This is a genomic window from Proteiniphilum saccharofermentans, assembly GCF_900095135.1.
In the GTDB taxonomy this organism is placed as follows: Bacteria; Bacteroidota; Bacteroidia; order Bacteroidales; family Dysgonomonadaceae; genus Proteiniphilum; species Proteiniphilum saccharofermentans.
In genome coordinates this window covers 124,700-143,513 of sequence record NZ_LT605205.1, presented here as the reverse complement: position 1 = coordinate 143,513, position 18,814 = coordinate 124,700, and the positions used below count along the sequence as shown (strand labels likewise).

The window sequence follows — 18,814 nt, the reverse complement described above, 5'->3', positions numbered from 1 at the left end:
AAATGACCACCTTTATTATTTCGATAATAGCCCTCGTGGCTGGATATGCCTTCTACTCTAAATACCTGGAACGGGTGATGGAGGCCGATCCCCAACGTATTACACCCGCCTCCACCCTGGGCGATGGCGTAGATTATGTGCCTATGCCATGGTGGCGTGTATTCCTGATACAATTCCTGAATATTGCCGGGTTGGGGCCTATTTTTGGTGCGATTGCAGGTGCGATGTGGGGCCCCGTCGCATTCCTGTGGATTGTGTTGGGAACTATCTTTGCGGGCGGGGTGCATGATTATTTCTCCGGGATGCTTTCGGTCAGGCACGATGGCAAAAGTATCACCGAGATAATAGGGATTTATTTGGGAAGACAAGCCAAGCAGGTCATGAGAATTTTTGCGATTGTTCTACTGATCCTTGTAGGCGTTGTTTTTATTTCGGGGCCGGCCGGTTTACTGGCCGGACTCACCCCGGAATCACTCGATTTTACTTTCTGGGTCTGGGTAATATTTATCTATTATATATTGGCGACCCTCCTGCCCATAGATAAAATTATCGGGAGAATATATCCCGTCTTCGGGTTTGCCCTGCTCTTCATGGCTGTCAGTCTGATCACTGCATTAATAGTAAAAGGATATCATATGCCTGAACTGACCGCAGAGAATTTCAAAAATTTCCATCACAATAAAGAAAATCTACCGATTTTCCCAATGATGTTCATTACCATCGCATGTGGGGCGATATCAGGTTTCCATGCTACACAATCTCCCCTGATGGCACGCTGTTTGAAAAATGAGAAAGAGGGACGAAAGGTCTTCTACGGCGCCATGGTAACCGAAGGTGTGGTAGCTTTGGTATGGGCAGCCATCAGTATGAGTTTCTTCAACGGCCTGAAAGGACTCAACGATGTGATGATAGCGCAGAACGGGAATGCGGCATGGGTGGTGAATGAAGTCTCCTATTCATTGTTGGGAACATTTGGTGCAATATTGGCAATTTTAGGTGTTGTGGCCGCACCTATCACGTCGGGAGATACAGCTTTTCGAAGTGCCCGGTTAACAATCGCCGACCTTCTCAAAACCTCCCAGAGGCCTATCAGGAATCGTTTGATGATTACTGTTCCCCTGTTTGCTATCGGCTTCTTGCTGACAAAAATCAATTTCGATGTGATCTGGCGCTATTTTGCATGGGCAAACCAGACACTGGCTGCAGTGGTATTATGGACCATTACCATATATCTGTTGCAGAAAAAGAAGGGATATTATCTGATAACGCTTATTCCGGCATTATTTATGACAATGGTAGTCACTACATACATCATGCTGGCCCCTGAAGGATTTTCATTGCCTAAGCCTGTCTCTTATGGTATTGGTTTATTCTTTGTCATTCTTACGTTCACACTGTTTTTTATTTACAAGAAGAAATTGAAGTGACTTAACTACTTTTTTGAAAATAAATATTTCAATCATATGAAAAATAAACAGAATTCATCCAGTCAACTATCCAGAAGAAAGTTTCTTGGGACAGCTGCTGTTGTTGCCACCGGAACATTTCTTCCTTCCGTAGTCTCTTATGGCAATAATACCTCCAGACCGGAAAGCCAAACGGGCAATGTATTAAACCGAATTCCAAATTCTCAATTTGCCGGAGTACAGATCGGCGCTATCACTTACAGCTTCCGGGATCTGAAAGGAGGGTTGGAAGCAACCCTCAACGCTTGTGTAGAAGCCGGATTAAGTTCTGTAGAACTAATGGGCACAGGTGTAGAGGATTATCTTGGTGCACCGAAGAATCCGGTACAACGGCGTCCCGGGACCGACACCCCATTCACAGATGAAGAAAAGCGCCTCATCGCACAATACAACAGTGAATTGAAAGAATGGAGGAAAACAAACGGAACAATAAGCGCTTATACTCAACTTCGCAAAAAATTCAACGATGCCGGTGTAAATATCCACATATATAAATGGACTGCGGGCGAAACCGAAGAGGAACTCGATTATTCATTCAAGGTGGCTAAGACACTCGGAGCCATTGGCATAACTGCCGAGCTGAATGAAAAAAACGCCCGTTTACTGGGTCCCGCAGCAAAAAATAATGGAATGTTCGCCATACTTCACAATCATGCCCAGTTTGCCGAACGGGGATTTGATGTTGACAAGCTCCTCTCCTACTCCTCCGCAAATAGGTTGAACTTTGATGTGGGTCATTATTTCGGTTCTACCGGCTTGAATCCGGTTGATTTCATCCGGAAATATCATGGTCGTATCTCAAGCATCCATCTCAAAGATAAAACCGGCCCCGACAACGCGACACAAAAGAATACCAATCAGGTATGGGGGCAGGGGGAAACACCTCTCGCCAAGGTTCTTCACCTTATCAGGGATCAAAAACTACCTATCTATTGCGATATCGAACTTGAATATCCAGTAGTTCCATGGTCAACTTCGGTAAAAGAAGTAAAGACATGTAAAGAATTTTGCAGGCAACTATTGATATGAAGATATAAGCGTGGAAGCGCAGCGCCTATCGTTTAAAACTACCGGAGAACTATGCCCCTGGCCCGACGAAAATCGTGGCTCCCCTCCCGTCTCATAAAGTAAAAACTTTTAATAGAATTCTCTGTATGGAAAAACAAAAGTTACAGCGTTTAGAATCTTTGGATGTACTCCGTGGATTTGATCTGTTTTGCCTTGTTGGATTGGAAGTGATCGTTCACCGAATGAGAACTCCAATAAATCAATCATGGTATGATAAATTTTTGTGGAATTTTTCACACGTAGAATGGGCGGGATTTTCTCCCTGGGATCTGGTAATGCCCCTATTCCTTTTTATGTCAGGGGTATCTATTCCTTTTGCATTATCCCGTTATAGATCCGAACCCAATAAATTACCTGTATACCGCCGTATCGTAAAAAGATTTCTATTGCTATGGATATTCGGGATGATGTGCCAGGGTAACCTATTGGCATTAGACCCCAGCCGTATTTATTTCTATTCAAATACACTTCAGAGCATAGCAGTGGGCTACCTTGTTTCCTCCATACTCTTTTTACATACGAAAATAAAAAGCCAGATTGGAATTGCAGCAGGATTACTTATCGTCTACTGGCTTGTTATGCAATCTGTGACAGTGGGAAATTTTGGCGGTGGGAATTACACCCCGGATGGGAATCTTGCCGAATGGATCGACAGAACTGTTTTAGGTCGTTTTCGCGATGGTGCCAGGTTAGTAGATGGAGAGGCTATATTTTCTGATTGGTATCGATATACCTGGATTCTCAGTAGCCTGAACTTTGTTGTAACCGTACTAACAGGGCTTTTTGCAGGATATATACTGAAAAACAAGGAAACAGATTCGAAAAAGAAATGGCAATTATTATTAGGAATAGGAATTGCTATGGTAGTAGCCGGTTGGTTGTGGCATTTCCAGATGCCAGTGATCAAGAAAATATGGACCAGTTCCATGGTATTGGTTAGCAGCGGATATTGTTTCCTATTGATGGCGATATTTTACTACTGGATTGACTATAAAGGCCATAAAAAGCATTTAACATGGCTTAAAGTCTATGGGATGAACTCGATTACGGCTTATATGTTAGCTATGTGTATAAACTTCAGTTGTATTGGACAGTCCCTTCTGCAAGGGTTTGAACAATATATAGGTGACTGGTACCCAGTGTTAATAGCTGTGGCAAATGCGGTTATTATATACCTGGTACTGTGGGGGATGTACAAGAGAAACATCTTTCTTAAAGTCTGACTACCTGCACATTAAAAATTTCAAATACAAAATACATCCTATTCTTCCCTTTACCATCATGTATATTACAACTTAATGAATATCATGCTCAAAAAATCAATATCCCTATTCTTTCTTTTTTTATTGTCGACAGTTGGTGTGGTTGCCCAAATCCACCAGCGACCTACTCCCAGTGCATCTCAGCTTCGTTGGGCAAATGCTGGATTAGGTGTAATTTTTCACTACGACTTGCACGTTTTCGATGGAAAAAAATACAATCAGACAGCTAACCGCATACATCCCGTGGAAGATTATAACATCTTTAATCCTACCAGACTGGACACCGATCAATGGATAAAGGCGGCGAAAGATGCCGGTGCAACCTTCGCCATCATTACTGCCACTCATGAGACCGGATTTGCCATTTACCAAAGTGATGTAAATCCATACAGTTTGAAAGCATTGCGATGGCGCGAAGGAAAGGGTGACATCGTGGGCGATTTCGTGAAATCGTGCAGTAAATATGGGTTAATGCCCGGCATTTATATTGGCATCCGCTGGAATTCGCTCTTTGGCATCCACAATTTTAAGGCAGATGGCGACGGAGAGTTTGCCCACAACCGTCAGGAGTGGTATCGCCGCTATTGTGAACGAATGACCGAGGAACTCTGCTCACGATATGGCGATTTATTTATGATATGGTTCGATGGTGGCGCTGATGACCCTAAAGGGTTAGGCCCTGATGTAGAACCGATAATCCGTCGACTACAACCCGAATGTCTCTTTTATCACAATACAGAGAGAGCTGATTTTCGTTGGGGAGGCTCCGAAAGTGGAACGGTAGGTTATCCTAACTGGAGTACATTCCCCACTCCTTTTTCTCATAATAAGAACTTAGACCAACAGCATGAACATATAAAACTGCTAAAACACGGGGATCCGAATGGGAAATACTGGGTTCCGGCAATGGCTGACGCTCCTCTAAGAGGATATAATGGCCGTCACGAATGGTTTTGGGAACCTGGGGATGAGGACGCCGTTTATCCTCTCGAGAAACTAGTAGATATGTACTATAACTCGGTAGGACGTAACGCAACACTTATTCTTGGTCTCACTCCAGATCCAAGTGGATTGATACCTGAAGGTGATGCCCAACGATTGAAAGAATTTGGGGATAAAATCACCGAACTCATGACACATCCCATAAAATCCGTTAGCGGAACAGGTAACAAAATTGAACTAAAACTGGATAAAGCACAACCCGTCAATCAAATTATTCTACAAGAAGAGATCATCAAAGGTGAACGTGTTCGTGATTATCATGTAGAAGGGTTGACCTCCCGAGGCTGGGAAATTCTTTGCCAAGGAGAATCGATAGGACACAAACGTATCCAAACATTCTCTCCGGTTACTGTTGGCAAGATTCGATTAGTCATAAACAAACAGATAGATACTCCACAAATTTCTAATTTTAGTGTCTACAAAATAGATCAAGAGTTATGAATCCAAAAAAAATTTTACCACTTGCATTGATTCCGCTGACCGGATTGTCAGCCCAGAACACTGTTACTTCCGATAGTCGTCCCAACATAATCTTATTTATGGTAGATGATATGGGGTGGCAGGATACCTCATTGCCTTTCTGGAAAGAGAGAACCCCGCTTAACGAGCGTTACCATACTCCCAACATGGAGCGGCTGGCTTCGCAGGGGATGATGTTTACGCAAGCATACGCCTGTGCCGTAAGTTCGCCTACCCGTGTGAGCCTGATGACCGGCATGAACGCCGCCCGACACCGCGTAACCAACTGGACCCTTGAAAAAAACAGTTCTACCGACAGAAAGAGCGAAGTGCTTCAGTTTCCGGAGTGGAATGTAAATGGTATCTGCCAGGTTCCCGGTATACCCTTCACATATGAAGTGACGTCGTTGCCACAACTGCTTAAAAACAGCGGCTACCACACCATCCATTGTGGCAAAGCCCATTGGGGCGCCATCGACACGCCGGGTGAAAACCCTCACCACTTCGGCTTTGAAGTAAATATTGCAGGACATGCAGGAGGTGGAATCGCCAGTTTTTACGGTGAACAGAATTATGGAAACCGGGTCGATGGAAAACCCTCTCCGTTACAAGCTGTTCCCGGCCTGGAAAAATATTGGGGAACGGAAACTTTCGCTACAGAAGCATTGACCCTCGAAGCAATAAAAGCACTCGACAAGGCAAAAAATCTGGGACAGCCTTTCTACCTCTACATGGCACACTATGCCATCCACATTCCCATAGACAAGGATCAGCGTTTCTATAAAAAATACATTGATGGCGGACTCTCTGAAAAAGAGGCAGCCTACGCTGCCCTGATCGAAGGGATGGACAAAAGCCTGGGTGATCTGATGGATTGGCTGGAAGAGAATAAGCTGGATGATAATACCGTGATTATTTTCATGTCGGATAACGGTGGTTTCTCCACTTCCACCCAGTGGCGTGACGCACCTTTACACAGACAGAATGCTCCTTTGAATAGCGGGAAAGGATCAGCCTATGAAGGGGGGATTCGTGTACCGATGATCGTAAGATGGCCGGAAACTGTGCCCCCCAATACCCGATGTAACGACTATCTGATCGTTGAAGATTTTTTCCCTACCCTGCTCGATATGGCCCAGGTGAAGAGTCGTGAAGTCAAACAACCGGTGGACGGGATCAGCTTTCTCCCGATGCTGGAAGGTAAACAGACCGATGATAACAGACGTGCCCTTTACTGGCATTATCCTAATCTCTGGGGTAATGAAGGCCCGGGCATTGGGACCACAAGCACTGTTCGAAAAGGAGACTGGAAGTTAGTATATTATTACGAGACCGGAGAAAAAGAGTTGTTTAATATTACCGAAGACATTGGTGAAACGACAAACCGGGCAACACAAAAGCCAAGATTGGTACAACAACTTTCAAAAGAGTTGGGAGAATACCTTCGCAACGTGGAAGCACAACGTCCGATATTCAAAACTACCGGAAAGATGTGCCCTTGGCCTGATGAAATTTGAACTCTTATAATTAATTTTTAATCTAAAAATCTCTTTTGAAAAATAATATTTCGCTCTATTTGATGTAACTTTGGCATATAACAAGAACGAAATAATATGAAGAGTAAAATTTTTGCTGCGGGACTTTCCCTCGCAGCGTTAACCCCGCTCAACGCACAGCAAAAACCCAATGTGGTGTTTATCGTTGCCGATGATTTGGGTTACGGGGATTTGAGTTGTTACGGCCAGAAAAAATTCCAAACACCCAATATTGACCGATTGGCGCTCAACGGAATCCGGTTCACACGTTCCTATTCAGGAACTACCGTGAGCGCACCCTCGCGCGCCAGCCTGATGACCGGATTACATACCGGCCACACCCCGATTCGTGGAAATAAGGAAATAAAACCCGAAGGACAGTTTCCGCTGCCGGCCGGCACATTTACGCTTTTCCACCTGTTTAAGAATGCAGGGTATACCACCGGTGCTTTTGGTAAATGGGGATTGGGACAGCCCGGTTCTGTAGGCGATCCCAACAACCAAGGCGTAGATGAGTTTTACGGGTACAATTGCCAACTCCTGGCACATAATTATTACCCAAGCCATTTATGGTACAACCAGACAAAAATAGAGTTTCCTGAAAATGATCACGGACAATTCGGCGCATACTCGCAAGACCTGATCCAGGCAAAAACGCTGGAGTTTATCGATAAATACAATGGGGATCCGTTCTTCCTCTTCGTACCCATGGTGCTTCCACACGCCGAATTGGTTGTGCCCGAAGATTCCATCATCCAAAAATTAAGAGGAAAATTCGATGAAAAACCGTATAAAGGTACTGATTCCGGCCCCGCATTCAGAAAAGGAGGATATATGTCACAGGAACATCCGCGGGCTACACACGTCGCGATGGTAACACGTATCGACGCCTATGTGGGTCAAATCATTGAGAAACTCAAAGAGACAGGTGTCTATGAAAACACACTCATCATATTTACGAGCGATAATGGTCCCCACCGCGAGGGAGGCGGTGATCCGGATTTCTTCAATAGCAATGGCATCTACCGCGGATATAAACGTGACCTGTATGAAGGGGGTATCCGTGTACCTACCATCATTGCATGGCAAGGCAAAATCGCCTCCGGTAAGGAGAGTAGTTTCCCTTTCGCATTCTGGGATTATATGCCCACGTTTGCCGAACTGTTGAAAACCGATTCGCCGGAAAATACCGACGGGATCAGTATATTGCCCACACTCCTCAATAAAAAAGAAGGTCAGAAGAAGCGCGATTATTTCTATTTCGAGTTTCAGGAATTGGGCGGCCGCCAGGCGGTAATAAAAGATAACTGGAAACTGTTGCACCTCGATATCCGCCAGGAAGGGCTGTACGAACTCTATAATCTCGCGTCCGATCCTTCGGAGAATCACAACCTGCTCGATCTCTATCCTCAAAAAGCGGCAGAACTGAAAGAGATCATGAAGAAGGCCAGAACCGATGATCCCAACTGGCCGTTGTTTTAAGTAATTGATTCAGTCATACAATAGAGTTTATATCGAATAAGATTTTAGATATCTGATTATCGGAAGTCTTATTCTTTAATCAATATAATATCTAATAAACTTTCCAATTATGAGACATTTTTCTACCCGGTCAGTCCTCACTTTTGGTACCTGTCTGGCACTTCCCACGCAGGCACAGGAGATAAAACAAGAAGCAATCCAGGAGAAACCCAACATTGTGTTGATCTATGCAGATGATATCGGCTATGGAGATCTCTCATGTTATGGAGCTCACCGAGTGACAACTCCTCATGTAGATAACCTGGCAAATAACGGGATACGTTTTCTCAATGCCCATTCCGCCGCAGCGACCAGTACGCCTTCGCGTTACGGACTCTTTACGGGCGAGTACCCATGGAGAAGGAACGGTACCGGGGTTGCCCGCGGCGATGCCGGGTTGATCATCAAACCGCATCGGTACAATGTGGCAAAACTGATGAAAAAGGCGGGTTATACCACCGGAGCGGTAGGAAAATGGCACCTCGGCATCGGAGAGGAGACCGGCACCCAGAATTGGAACGGGAGGATTGCTCCCGGTCCGTACGAGATCGGATTCGACTACTCCTACCTTATGGCGGCAACGGGCGATAGGGTACCCTGTGTCTATCTGGAAAACCAGGAAGTGGCAAACCTCGACCTAAATGACCCGATCAGCGTAAGCTATTCGCAGAACTTTCCCGGAGAGCCTACCGGCAAGGATAATCCCGAACTGCTGACAAAATTGAGGCCAAGTCCCAACCACGGGCATGATCAGAGCATTATCAACGGGATCTCCCGCATCGGCTATATGAAAGGGGGCAAAGCTGCCCTATGGGAGGATGAAACGATTGCCGACAGCATCACCTCACGCGCTGTCCGTTTTATAGAACAGAATAAAGAGAAACCCTTCTTCCTTTATTTCGGCACCAACGATATCCATGTGCCGCGCTATCCGAACGAACGGTTCCGGGGCAAAACCCAGATGGGACACCGGGGCGATGCAATCGTCCAGTTCGACTGGTCGGTGGGTGAAGTGATCCGCGCATTAAAAGAGGCAGGTGTGTATGAGAATACGCTGATTATTTTGTCGAGCGATAACGGCCCGGTGGTGGATGACGGCTACGCAGACGAAGCCGTGGAGCGCCTGATGGATCATAAACCGTGGGGGCCTTATCGCGGCGGCAAGTACAGTATGTTTGAAGCAGGAACAAGAGTGCCTTTTATTGTTCACTGGCCGGAGGTGGTGCGTCCGGGTATTTCCGATGCGCTGGTTTCCCAGATCGACCTGTTAGGTACGCTGGCTGCTTTGACGGGTATTGAGTTGGAGGAGGAAAAATTAAGCGATAGCAGGAATCAACTTCCCGCATGGCTCGGTCTCGATAACGAAGGGCGTGAATACCTGATCGGTGCCGGCACTTCGCTTATGATCCGTACCAAAGACTGGAAGTATATTGAACCGAACAAGGGCAGGCAATACAACATGCTCACCGACACAGAGATGGGGAACAGCCCGGAGGATCAACTCTACCATTTACGCTATGACCGGGGTGAGTACGACAATGTAGCTGAAAAGAACCGCCTGAAGGTGAGATTTTTTAAGCAGATACTCGAAGAGGAAAAGAGCAAAGGTGGAGGGTTGAACTTGTAAGAAAGAACAGTATCAAAGGGAAGAAGTTGTTCAGTCCAATGTCTGAGCAACCTCTTTCTTGCATTAAAATTATTGATTTATCGACTTTTACAATGGATATAAAATAGTTTCCGGGAGAAATTTTGAATGTCCATTTTGTTTTATAAAAAACACTCTTCCACACCTTTGAGAAAAAGATGCAGAAGAGTTTATTAAAGTTATTTATTGCTGATTAATCATTATTTTCACAGGTCCCAACTTAAAAGTTGTATTTAGATAGCTTCAGCATGATGTGTAAACTTGATTGTAAAAGTAGTAAAATATATTTAAAAGTCAGTTTTTTTGATTAACTTGCCGGGTAAAAACAAAATTGTTAATTATTTTGGATATCAAAGGTTCATCAAAACAATTCCATACACTTTAATGAAAATATAATAATCGTATGAAAAATCGTCTATTTCTACTCTTGTTTTTTATATTGTCTCTTTGCCTGCAAGGTATTTCTCAACCTGCAAGGCAGTTGGTGCAGGTGATCGTGACACCGGATAAATCTGATTGGACCTATGAAAAGGGTAAACAGGCCCAATTTCAGATTATGGTACTCAAAAATAATGTTCCTTTAGATGGGATCGATGTGAAATACCGTATCAGTCCCGAATTGATGGATGCATGGGAAGAAAAAACCGTCACACTCAAGAAAGGAGTGGCCACTGTCAAAGCCAAACGGTTCAATGATGCTGGTTTTTTACGTTGCCAAGCATCGGTAGAGGTTGACGGGAAAACCTATTCCTCTTACTCGACTGCCGGATTTTCTCCCGAACAGATTAAACCGACCACTACACTACCATCCGACTTCGAACAGTTTTGGGATGGAGCCAAGGCGGATTTGGCCAAGATACCCATAAACCCTGTATTAACCCTGATGCCTGAACGATGCACCGACAAAGTGGATGTGTACCATGTGAGCATTGATAACATTAAAGGAAAAATTTATGGCATCTTATGTAAACCCAAAGCCGAAGGGAAATATCCCGCAATACTGCATGTTCCCGGTGCAGGGATACGACCTTACTACGGTGATGTGCGGAGTGCTGAAAAAGGTATCATCACCTTCCAGATTGGCATTCACGGCATCCCGGTAAACCTTGAACAAAAAGTTTACGACAATCTGGGTAGTGGTGCGCTCAACGGTTACCAGGTCGCCAATATGGATGACAAAGATAATTATTACTATAAACGTGTTTATCTCGGTTGTGTGAGAGCTGTAGACTTTATCGAGTCCCTTGATTGTTTTAACGGTCAGGATATAGCAGTAACAGGCGGAAGTCAGGGTGGCGCACTCTCCATTATTACAGCAGCACTCGATAGCCGTATCGATTATCTGGCTGCTTTCTACCCGGCTCTTTCCGACTTAACCGGCTATCTACACGGCCGTGCCGGAGGTTGGCCCCACATGTTCAAAGATAATTTCACCAATAAGCCCCAAAAAATAGAAACATCAAAATATTATGATGTGGTGAATTTCGCCCGCTTCGTCAAAGTACCCGGTTGGTATAGCTGGGGATATAACGACAACGTATGCCCGCCCACATCGATGCATGCCGCCTACAATGTCATTCCCGGATCCAAAGAGTTGCATCTTTTCCAGGAAACCCAGCACTGGACTTTCCCGGAACAGCAAGAACTCAAAAATAACTGGTTATTCAAAAAACTTTTGAAATAAAAATAGCATACCAACAGGCCATTCCCGCCGCAAACAAAAAGGTTATTTCTCTATAAAAATCAATCCTATGCAAAAAATCAATCCTATTATTGGTGTTCTTCTGTTACTTTTTATTTTTTCGTTGGCAGGATGTGGGTCAGGCACCGGCGAAGATAATACCCCTGCGTGGAAAGCCCAACATGTAGTTTTCATCGGACTAGATGGATGGGGCAGCTATAGTGTAGAAAAAGCAGATATGCCTAATGTGAAACAACTGATGAAAGAAGGTAGTTACACCCTGCAAAAACGGACAGTACTTCCTTCATCAAGTGCGGTAAACTGGGCATCTATGTTTATGGGAGCGGGGCCGGAGTTACACGGATACACCACCTGGGGGTCTCAGACACCCGATCTTCCCTCCCGCGAGTTAAACCGGAATGGGATGTTTCCCAACATCTTTAATCTACTGAAGGAAGCTGCTCCCGAAGCTGAAATAGGAGCAATATATGAATGGGATGGGATTAAATACCTGATAGATACACTTTCTCTGAATTACTATCGCAATGTCCCCAACGACAACAAGCTGAACACAGAACTCACCAGATTTGCCGTAAAATATGTCAAAGAAAAAAAGCCGACACTGGCAGCGTTTATCTATGACAGTCCGGATGATGTGGGTCATGCAGATGGACATGATACACCCGGCTATTATGCCAAATTGAAAGAGTTGGATGACCAGATAGGTGAGATAATTAACGCCATGAAAGAAACAGGCATGTATGACAATAGCATCATCATTGTCACTTCAGACCATGGAGGTATAGATAAAGGACATGGAGGCATAACAATGATGGAAATGGAAACACCCTTTATCATTGCAGGTAAGGGTATTCAGCAGGGAGGTGAATTTCAGGAAAGCATGATGCAGTTTGACGTCGCACCCACCATCGCCGACATATTTCATTTAGGTCCACCACAAGTATGGGTTGGGCGTTCTATGAAACAGGTATTCTACTGATAACATATAAAATGGAAAGAAAATCAAAGATAAGGGTAGGTGTATGGGGGGCAGCTCTTTCAGCCGCTGTCGCTTGCACCCCCTCTCAACAATCAGAGAAAGCAGGTAAAGAGTTACCCAATGTGATACTGATCCATCTCGACGATATGGGATATGGAGACTTGTCTCTCACCGGAGCTACAGGATATAAGACACCTCATATCGACAGGATGGCCAATGAAGGGCTCTTCTTCACTCATTATTATTCGCCACAGGCGGTATCGAGTGCTTCCCGCGCCGGTCTGCTTACGGGATGCTACCCAAACCGTGTCGGGTTTGCCGGTGCATTAGGACCCACTTCAGGGATCGGGATCTCTGACGATGAAGTGACCATTGCCGAATTACTTAAAGAGAAAGGATATGCCACCGCAGCCTACGGTAAATGGCATTTGGGAGTTCAGTCCCAATTCCTGCCCACCAATCACGGGTTCGATGAGTTTTATGGTATCCCCTACTCCAACGATATGTGGCCACTGCACCCGACAGGCACATATCCCGACCTGCCTCTGTTCGAAAATAAGGAGATCGTGAATCCGGCGGTTTCACCTGACGATCAGGCCCAATTTACCACCGACTTCACCTATCGCACCGTCGATTTTATCAAAAAAAAACATGACAATCCTTTCTTTATCTATCTGGCCCATCCGATGCCACATGTACCTCTCTATGTTTCCGATAAATTCAAAGGAAAATCAGAGCAGGGTCTATACGGTGACGTGATGATGGAGATCGACTGGAGCGTGGGAGAAATCATAAAAACATTGGAAGAGACCGGCCTGGATAAACAGACACTCGTAATTTTCACCTCCGATAATGGACCCTGGCTCAACTATGGCAATCACGCAGGAAGTACTGCCGGTTATCGCGAAGGGAAAGGGACTACATTCGAAGGGGGACAGCGCGTGCCCTGTATTATGATGTGGCGAGGTGTAATACCCGAAGGAGGCATTTCCAACAGTCTCGCTTCAGGTATTGATATCCTTCCCACTCTGGCGGAGATAACAAGTGCTCCTCTGCCTGAACATATTATCGACGGTGTCAGCCTCCTACCTATACTCAAAGGAGATGTAGAAGCTAAGCCGAGAGAAACTTTCTACTATTACTACCGGCAGAACAGCCTGGAAGCAGTCAGACACGGAGATTGGAAATTGGTTTACCCGCACCCGGGAAGAAGCTACGAAGGATCACAACCGGGCAATGAAGGAAAGCCGGGAAAAGTAAAAGAGGGATACCCCTTCCCCGGTGCACTCTACGATCTGCGACGAGATCCCGGTGAACGCTATGATGTGAGCGGGACTTATCCCGATATTGTAGGAAAGCTTGAACAAATTGCCAACGTAGCACGACAGGATCTGGGTGATGATCTCACTGGAAATGAGGGAAGCAACCGCAGACAACCGGGAAGAATTTCCGGACAATAACAAATTTATTTGTTTTGCCGAGCGCAGAATTGAAAATTGAGGAGTGAAGGCTACTCAAAACGACCAATTTTATTGAACTTTTAATACAAACGCAATGAAACGATATAATTTGATTATTCCGGCAAAATGGGCGGGTATCAGTTCGCTGGCACTGCTAGGTGCCTGCCAGAACCAGGAGAAAGAGCCTCAACAGCCGAACATCATTTTCATTATGAGCGACGACCATGCCTATCAGGCAATCAGCGCTTATGGCTACGGACTGAACGAAACACCCAATATAGATAGGCTTGCAGAAGAAGGAGCTCTGTTTTCCCGGTCAACAGTTACCAACTCCATCAGTGCACCCAGCCGCGCGGTCCTGCTTACCGGAAAGCACAGTTTTGTGAATGGTAAGGTCGATAACAACCGACCCTTTGACTGGAATCAGCCCAACTTCCCGAAACTGATGCAGGCTAACGGTTATCAAACCGCCATGATCGGTAAGATACACCTCGACGGCATACCACAAGGATTTGACTTCTCCATGGTGCTTCCGGGACAGGGACAATATTACAATCCCGATTTTCTGATCGATGGTGAAAGGGTCCGCAAGGAAGGATATTGCACTGAAATCATCACCGAAACCACCCTCGACTGGCTGAAAAATAAACGTGATCCCAATAAGCCGTTCTGTGTGTTGTATCACCAGAAGGCCCCCCATCGCAATTGGCAACCGGCGCCCAAGTACCTCACCCTCTATGATGATGTCACTTTTGAACCGCCGGCCAATTTCTTCGATAATTACGAAGGTCGCGGAAGAGCTGCTAAGGAACAGGAGATGCAGGTTCACGGCCATGCCATGTGGGGACACGACTTTAAAATGATCGTCGACCCTTATGGCGACAGTACCGGATTTCATCATGAATTGAATCGCTTCAATGATAAGCAGCGTGAAGACTGGCTTTCCGCCTATACACCTGAAAACGAAGAGTTCAAAGCGAAATACCACAGCCTTACGGATAAAGAAATCGCCTTGTGGAAATACAACCGTTATATCAAAGATTACCTGCGCACTATCAAATCAATCGATGATGGCGTAGGAGAATTACTTGATTATCTTGAGGAAGCAGGCCTCGCAGAAAACACCATCGTGGTCTATACCTCCGACCAGGGTTTTTACCTTGGGGAGCACGGTTGGTTCGACAAGCGGTTCATGTATGAAGAGTCATTCAGAACTCCGTTGTTGATGCGCTATCCCAAAGAGATAAAATCCGGAACTGTCATAGACGCATTAGTCCAGAATCTTGACTTTGCTCCTACTTTCCTTGATTATGCAGGGATCGAAGTACCGGAAGAGATGCAGGGAGAATCTTTCCGACAAGTGGTAGCAGGAAAAACCGACAAGTGGCGAGATGCCGTCTATTACACTTATTACGAATTCCCATCGGTACACATGGTGAAGCGGCATTATGGTGTAGCAACTGAACGATACAAGTTGATGCATTTTTACTATGATATAGACGAATGGGAAATGTATGACCTGGAAACAGATCCTATGGAAATGAGGAATATCTATGATGATCCGGCCTATGCCGAAGTACGCGATATGCTCCATAAGAGATTGGAAGAGTTACGGGTGTACTATGGAGATAGTAACGAACTCAATGAAAAATTCCTGAAAGAATATCTCGAACACCAGAATTAATGAGCCAATATGCTAATGTGCCAATTTATTGATTTCATGATTTGACAGTTAGTAATTTTTAGTTTTTAGTTTTTAGTTTTTAGTTTTTAGTTTTATAAAAGTCTTTGTCCTTTATTCTAAAAGTAATGTACAATCCGATGAAAAAAATAGTCTTTTTATCAATCTTCAGCCTCGTTCTGTTCCATTCAGGGGCACAAACATTTCCACAGCGGGAAAATACACACCGTCTTATGAGTTACAATATCCATCACGGTGAAGGGATGGACGGCAAAATAGATATTGAACGGATCGGCAAACTGATCATTGACATCAACCCCGAAGTGGTGGGATTACAGGAGGTAGACAGTGTAGTGGTCAGAAGCGGCAATATCGATATCCTGCAATTACTCTCGGAACAAACCGGCATGTATGCTACCTTCGGTTATTCCATCCTGCACGACGGAGGGAAGTACGGGAACGGCATTCTGACACGGGAAAAGCCTCTCGCAGTAAAAAAGATTGCTCTTCCGGGAGCCAAAGAAGCTCGCACCGCATTGATAGTGGAACTCGATAAATACATAGTAGTCAATACACACCTGTCGCTTACCAACGAAGAACGGCTCGAATCGGTTAAGATCATTACCGATGCCGTAGAAATATACGACAAACCGGTATTTCTGATGGGAGATCTCAATGCCACTCCTGATTCCGAACCTATCACATTCCTGCAGGATAAGTGGCAGATCCTCTCCAATCCTAAACAGCCCACCTCCCCATCGGTCAATCCCCGGTCAACAATTGATTACATACTGGGATATACGGCCAAAGGCGAGACCTATGCGAAATACAGGGCTCACGTAATCGATGAGCAGGTAGCATCAGACCATAGACCTCTGTTTGTGGATATCCGCCTGAAAACACCCGCATCTGAAGTAATGCGCACCATCCCTTACCTGCAGAACCCCGGCACCGACGAGATGACCGTGATGTGGCTGACCAATGTGCCGGCGAGAAGTTGGGTGGAATACGGCACAGATCCCAATAACCTGAAACGGGCGCGCACTTTCATCGAAGGAGTTATGGTTGCGAACAACAAGATCAACCGGGTACGCCTTACCGACCTGCAACCGGGTACACGATACTATTACCGGGTCGTATCCCAGGAAGTCACCCGATATTCCAGCTATTACAAGGAGTTTGGAGACACCGTAAGATCCGATATCAAATCATTCACCACCTGGAGTGATGACATGAAAGATTTCCGTGTGATCGTATACAACGACATCCACAGTAATATGGAGATGTTCAATAAACTGCATTCTCTGGTAGAGGATAAGCCTTATGACCTGGTCATCTTTAACGGCGACTGTTTTGATGATGTAGAGGTGGAAAGTGATATTGTGGACAGGCTGCTCACCTATACGCCCAGGATCAAAAGTGACGAGATACCCTCCATATTTATCAGGGGAAACCACGAAACACGAGGAGAATACTCCCTCCACTTGTGGGACTATCTCGGGAGAATGGGTGGTCGCTCCTACAGCGCTTTTTCATTGGGTGACACCCGTTTTGTCCTTCTCGATTGCGGTGAAGACAAGCCGGACGACCACTGGGTGTATTACGATATGAATGATTACACCCAGCACCGGATCGACCAGGCCGAGTTCCTGAAAGAAGAATTGCAATCCACAGCATTTAAGGATGCCAGGAAACGGGTACTGGTCCACCATATCCCTATTTTTGGCGTCAAGCCCGATAGCTTCTCCCCCTGCTCCGATCTATGGATACCGGTACTGGAGGATGCCCCATTTAATATTTCCCTCAACGCCCATACGCACCGCTATCGGGTAATAGAAAAGGGAGAAACAGGAAATAACTTCCCTGTCATTATCGGTGGAGGTAACAGAGAACCAGACGGTACGGTGATGGTGCTTGAGAAGAGAGAAGACAAACTGACCGTCGAAGTGATCAATGCAGCAGGAGAAAAGTTACTGGAAAAAGAATTATAGATAACTGAAAACGAAATGAAGAAAATCCTTTTTATGTTGGCGGGAGCCATGTTATTATCCGCATGCGTGAATAACAAAGAGAAGAACGATGCAGTCCAATATTCCGGGAACCCGATCTTTGAAGGGTGGTATGCCGATCCCGAGGCGATTGTATATGACGACCAGTACTGGATCTTTCCAACCTATTCCGACTTGTATGAAAAACAGGTATTTTTCGACTGTTTCTCCTCTCCCGATCTGGTGAACTGGACAAAACATGAGAATATCCTCGACACGGCAGAGGTAAAATGGGCTAAGATAGCCATGTGGGCACCGGGAGTGATCGAGAAAGACGGGAAATATTATTTCTTCTTTGCAGCCAACGATATCCAGAATGAGGACGAAACAGGAGGTATCGGTGTTGCGGTAAGTGACAGGCCGGAAGGTCCCTATAAAGATCTGCTCGGTAAACCGCTGATCAACGAGATCGTGAATGGTGCGCAACCGATCGACCAATTCGTTTACAAGGAGAACGACAGCACCTACTATATGTTTTACGGTGGCTGGAGACATTGTAACGTGGTACTGCTTAATAATGATTTTACAGGAATCAGGCCGTTCCCCGACGGAGAGCTCTATAAGGAGGTAACTCCTCAGAATTATGTAGAGGGTCCATTTATGTTCAAAAAGGACGGCAAATATTATTTTATGTGGTCGGAAGGCGGTTGGGGTGGCCCCGATTACAAGGTAGCCTATGCTATAGCCGATAATCCGTTAGGACCCTTTGAACGGATCGGCACTATCCTGGAGCAGGATCCTGAAATAGCTACAGGCGCAGGGCACCACTCAATAATCCATAACCTTAAAAATGACGATTGGTACATCGTATACCACCGCCGACCAGAGCCGAATATTCATCGCGACCATCGGGTGACCTGTATTGACAAGATGGAGTTTGATGAAAACGGGTATATCAAACCGGTAGAGATGACTTTCGAAGGAGTAGCTGCCAACCCGCTCTGACCTGTTTTACCTGCCGGTTCACCCAAAATCAGGCTAACCCG

13 protein-coding genes are annotated in these 18,814 nt (G+C 45.5%); all 13 read left to right on the top strand.

Annotated features, from left to right (window positions below):
• Positions 1-2: 2 nt before the first annotated feature.
• The 13 genes from PSM36_RS00475 (at position 3) to PSM36_RS00415 (ending at position 18,773) form a co-directional block, all read left to right on the top strand.
• Positions 3-1,427: a carbon starvation CstA family protein gene (locus tag PSM36_RS00475; protein WP_076928321.1), complete on the top strand. Its 1,425-nt coding sequence runs from the start codon at positions 3-5 to the stop codon at positions 1,425-1,427.
• A gap of 36 nt (positions 1,428-1,463) precedes the next feature.
• Complete coding sequence (locus tag PSM36_RS00470; protein WP_076928320.1) at positions 1,464-2,495, top strand: sugar phosphate isomerase/epimerase family protein; 1,032 nt, start codon at positions 1,464-1,466, stop codon at positions 2,493-2,495.
• 125 nt (positions 2,496-2,620) lie between these two features.
• Positions 2,621-3,757, top strand: a complete 1,137-nt coding sequence (locus PSM36_RS00465; protein ID WP_076928319.1) for an acyltransferase family protein — start codon at positions 2,621-2,623, stop codon at positions 3,755-3,757.
• Positions 3,758-3,841: 84 nt separating this feature from the next.
• The gene (locus PSM36_RS00460) at positions 3,842-5,239 is read left to right on the top strand and encodes an alpha-L-fucosidase (protein WP_076928318.1); all 1,398 of its coding nucleotides are present in this window, start codon (positions 3,842-3,844) and stop codon (positions 5,237-5,239) included.
• Positions 5,236-6,774 carry a sulfatase gene (locus PSM36_RS00455; RefSeq protein WP_076928317.1) on the top strand — a complete coding sequence of 513 codons (1,539 nt, stop codon included), beginning with the start codon at positions 5,236-5,238 and terminating at the stop codon, positions 6,772-6,774. Before PSM36_RS00460 ends, PSM36_RS00455 begins: the two co-directional genes overlap by 4 nt.
• Positions 6,775-6,870: 96 nt before the next feature.
• Entirely contained in the window at positions 6,871-8,274 is a 1,404-nt protein-coding gene (locus PSM36_RS00450; RefSeq protein ID WP_076928316.1) for an arylsulfatase, read from the top strand.
• 109 nt (positions 8,275-8,383) lie between these two features.
• Positions 8,384-9,940, top strand: a complete 1,557-nt coding sequence (locus tag PSM36_RS00445) for a sulfatase family protein (protein ID WP_076928315.1) — start codon at positions 8,384-8,386, stop codon at positions 9,938-9,940.
• 421 nt (positions 9,941-10,361) lie between these two features.
• Positions 10,362-11,642 (top strand): acetylxylan esterase, encoded by a 1,281-nt coding sequence (locus PSM36_RS00440; protein ID WP_076928314.1) that lies wholly within the window; start codon positions 10,362-10,364, stop codon positions 11,640-11,642.
• Positions 11,643-11,709: 67 nt separating this feature from the next.
• Positions 11,710-12,639, top strand: coding sequence for an alkaline phosphatase (locus PSM36_RS00435; RefSeq protein ID WP_076928313.1), 930 nt, complete (start codon positions 11,710-11,712; stop codon positions 12,637-12,639).
• Between the two features lie 11 nt (positions 12,640-12,650).
• The gene (locus PSM36_RS00430) at positions 12,651-14,099 is read left to right on the top strand and encodes a sulfatase family protein (protein ID WP_076928312.1); all 1,449 of its coding nucleotides are present in this window, start codon (positions 12,651-12,653) and stop codon (positions 14,097-14,099) included.
• Positions 14,100-14,193: 94 nt separating this feature from the next.
• The gene (locus PSM36_RS00425; protein WP_076928311.1) at positions 14,194-15,783 is read left to right on the top strand and encodes a sulfatase family protein; all 1,590 of its coding nucleotides are present in this window, start codon (positions 14,194-14,196) and stop codon (positions 15,781-15,783) included.
• 137 nt (positions 15,784-15,920) lie between these two features.
• Positions 15,921-17,771, top strand: a complete 1,851-nt coding sequence (locus PSM36_RS00420) for an endonuclease/exonuclease/phosphatase family protein (protein WP_076931951.1) — start codon at positions 15,921-15,923, stop codon at positions 17,769-17,771.
• Between the two features lie 48 nt (positions 17,772-17,819).
• Positions 17,820-18,773, top strand: coding sequence for a glycoside hydrolase family 43 protein (locus PSM36_RS00415; protein WP_394333061.1), 954 nt, complete (start codon positions 17,820-17,822; stop codon positions 18,771-18,773).
• Positions 18,774-18,814 lie beyond the last annotated feature (41 nt).

What these genes read in the sequence shown, in the direction of transcription:
- PSM36_RS00415 (WP_394333061.1), top strand. Translation starts at nt 17,820, where the DNA reads ATGTTATTATCCGCATGCGTGAATAACAAAGAGAAGAACGATGCAGTC.
- PSM36_RS00445 (WP_076928315.1), top strand. Translation starts at nt 8,384, where the DNA reads ATGAGACATTTTTCTACCCGGTCAGTCCTCACTTTTGGTACCTGTCTG.
- PSM36_RS00435 (WP_076928313.1), top strand. Translation starts at nt 11,710, where the DNA reads ATGCAAAAAATCAATCCTATTATTGGTGTTCTTCTGTTACTTTTTATT.
- PSM36_RS00420 (WP_076931951.1), top strand. Translation starts at nt 15,921, where the DNA reads ATGAAAAAAATAGTCTTTTTATCAATCTTCAGCCTCGTTCTGTTCCAT.
- PSM36_RS00455 (WP_076928317.1), top strand. Translation starts at nt 5,236, where the DNA reads ATGAATCCAAAAAAAATTTTACCACTTGCATTGATTCCGCTGACCGGA.
- PSM36_RS00425 (WP_076928311.1), top strand. Translation starts at nt 14,194, where the DNA reads ATGAAACGATATAATTTGATTATTCCGGCAAAATGGGCGGGTATCAGT.
- PSM36_RS00440 (WP_076928314.1), top strand. Translation starts at nt 10,362, where the DNA reads ATGAAAAATCGTCTATTTCTACTCTTGTTTTTTATATTGTCTCTTTGC.
- PSM36_RS00430 (WP_076928312.1), top strand. Translation starts at nt 12,651, where the DNA reads ATGGAAAGAAAATCAAAGATAAGGGTAGGTGTATGGGGGGCAGCTCTT.
- PSM36_RS00460 (WP_076928318.1), top strand. Translation starts at nt 3,842, where the DNA reads ATGCTCAAAAAATCAATATCCCTATTCTTTCTTTTTTTATTGTCGACA.
- PSM36_RS00470 (WP_076928320.1), top strand. Translation starts at nt 1,464, where the DNA reads ATGAAAAATAAACAGAATTCATCCAGTCAACTATCCAGAAGAAAGTTT.
- PSM36_RS00475 (WP_076928321.1), top strand. Translation starts at nt 3, where the DNA reads ATGACCACCTTTATTATTTCGATAATAGCCCTCGTGGCTGGATATGCC.
- PSM36_RS00465 (WP_076928319.1), top strand. Translation starts at nt 2,621, where the DNA reads ATGGAAAAACAAAAGTTACAGCGTTTAGAATCTTTGGATGTACTCCGT.
- PSM36_RS00450 (WP_076928316.1), top strand. Translation starts at nt 6,871, where the DNA reads ATGAAGAGTAAAATTTTTGCTGCGGGACTTTCCCTCGCAGCGTTAACC.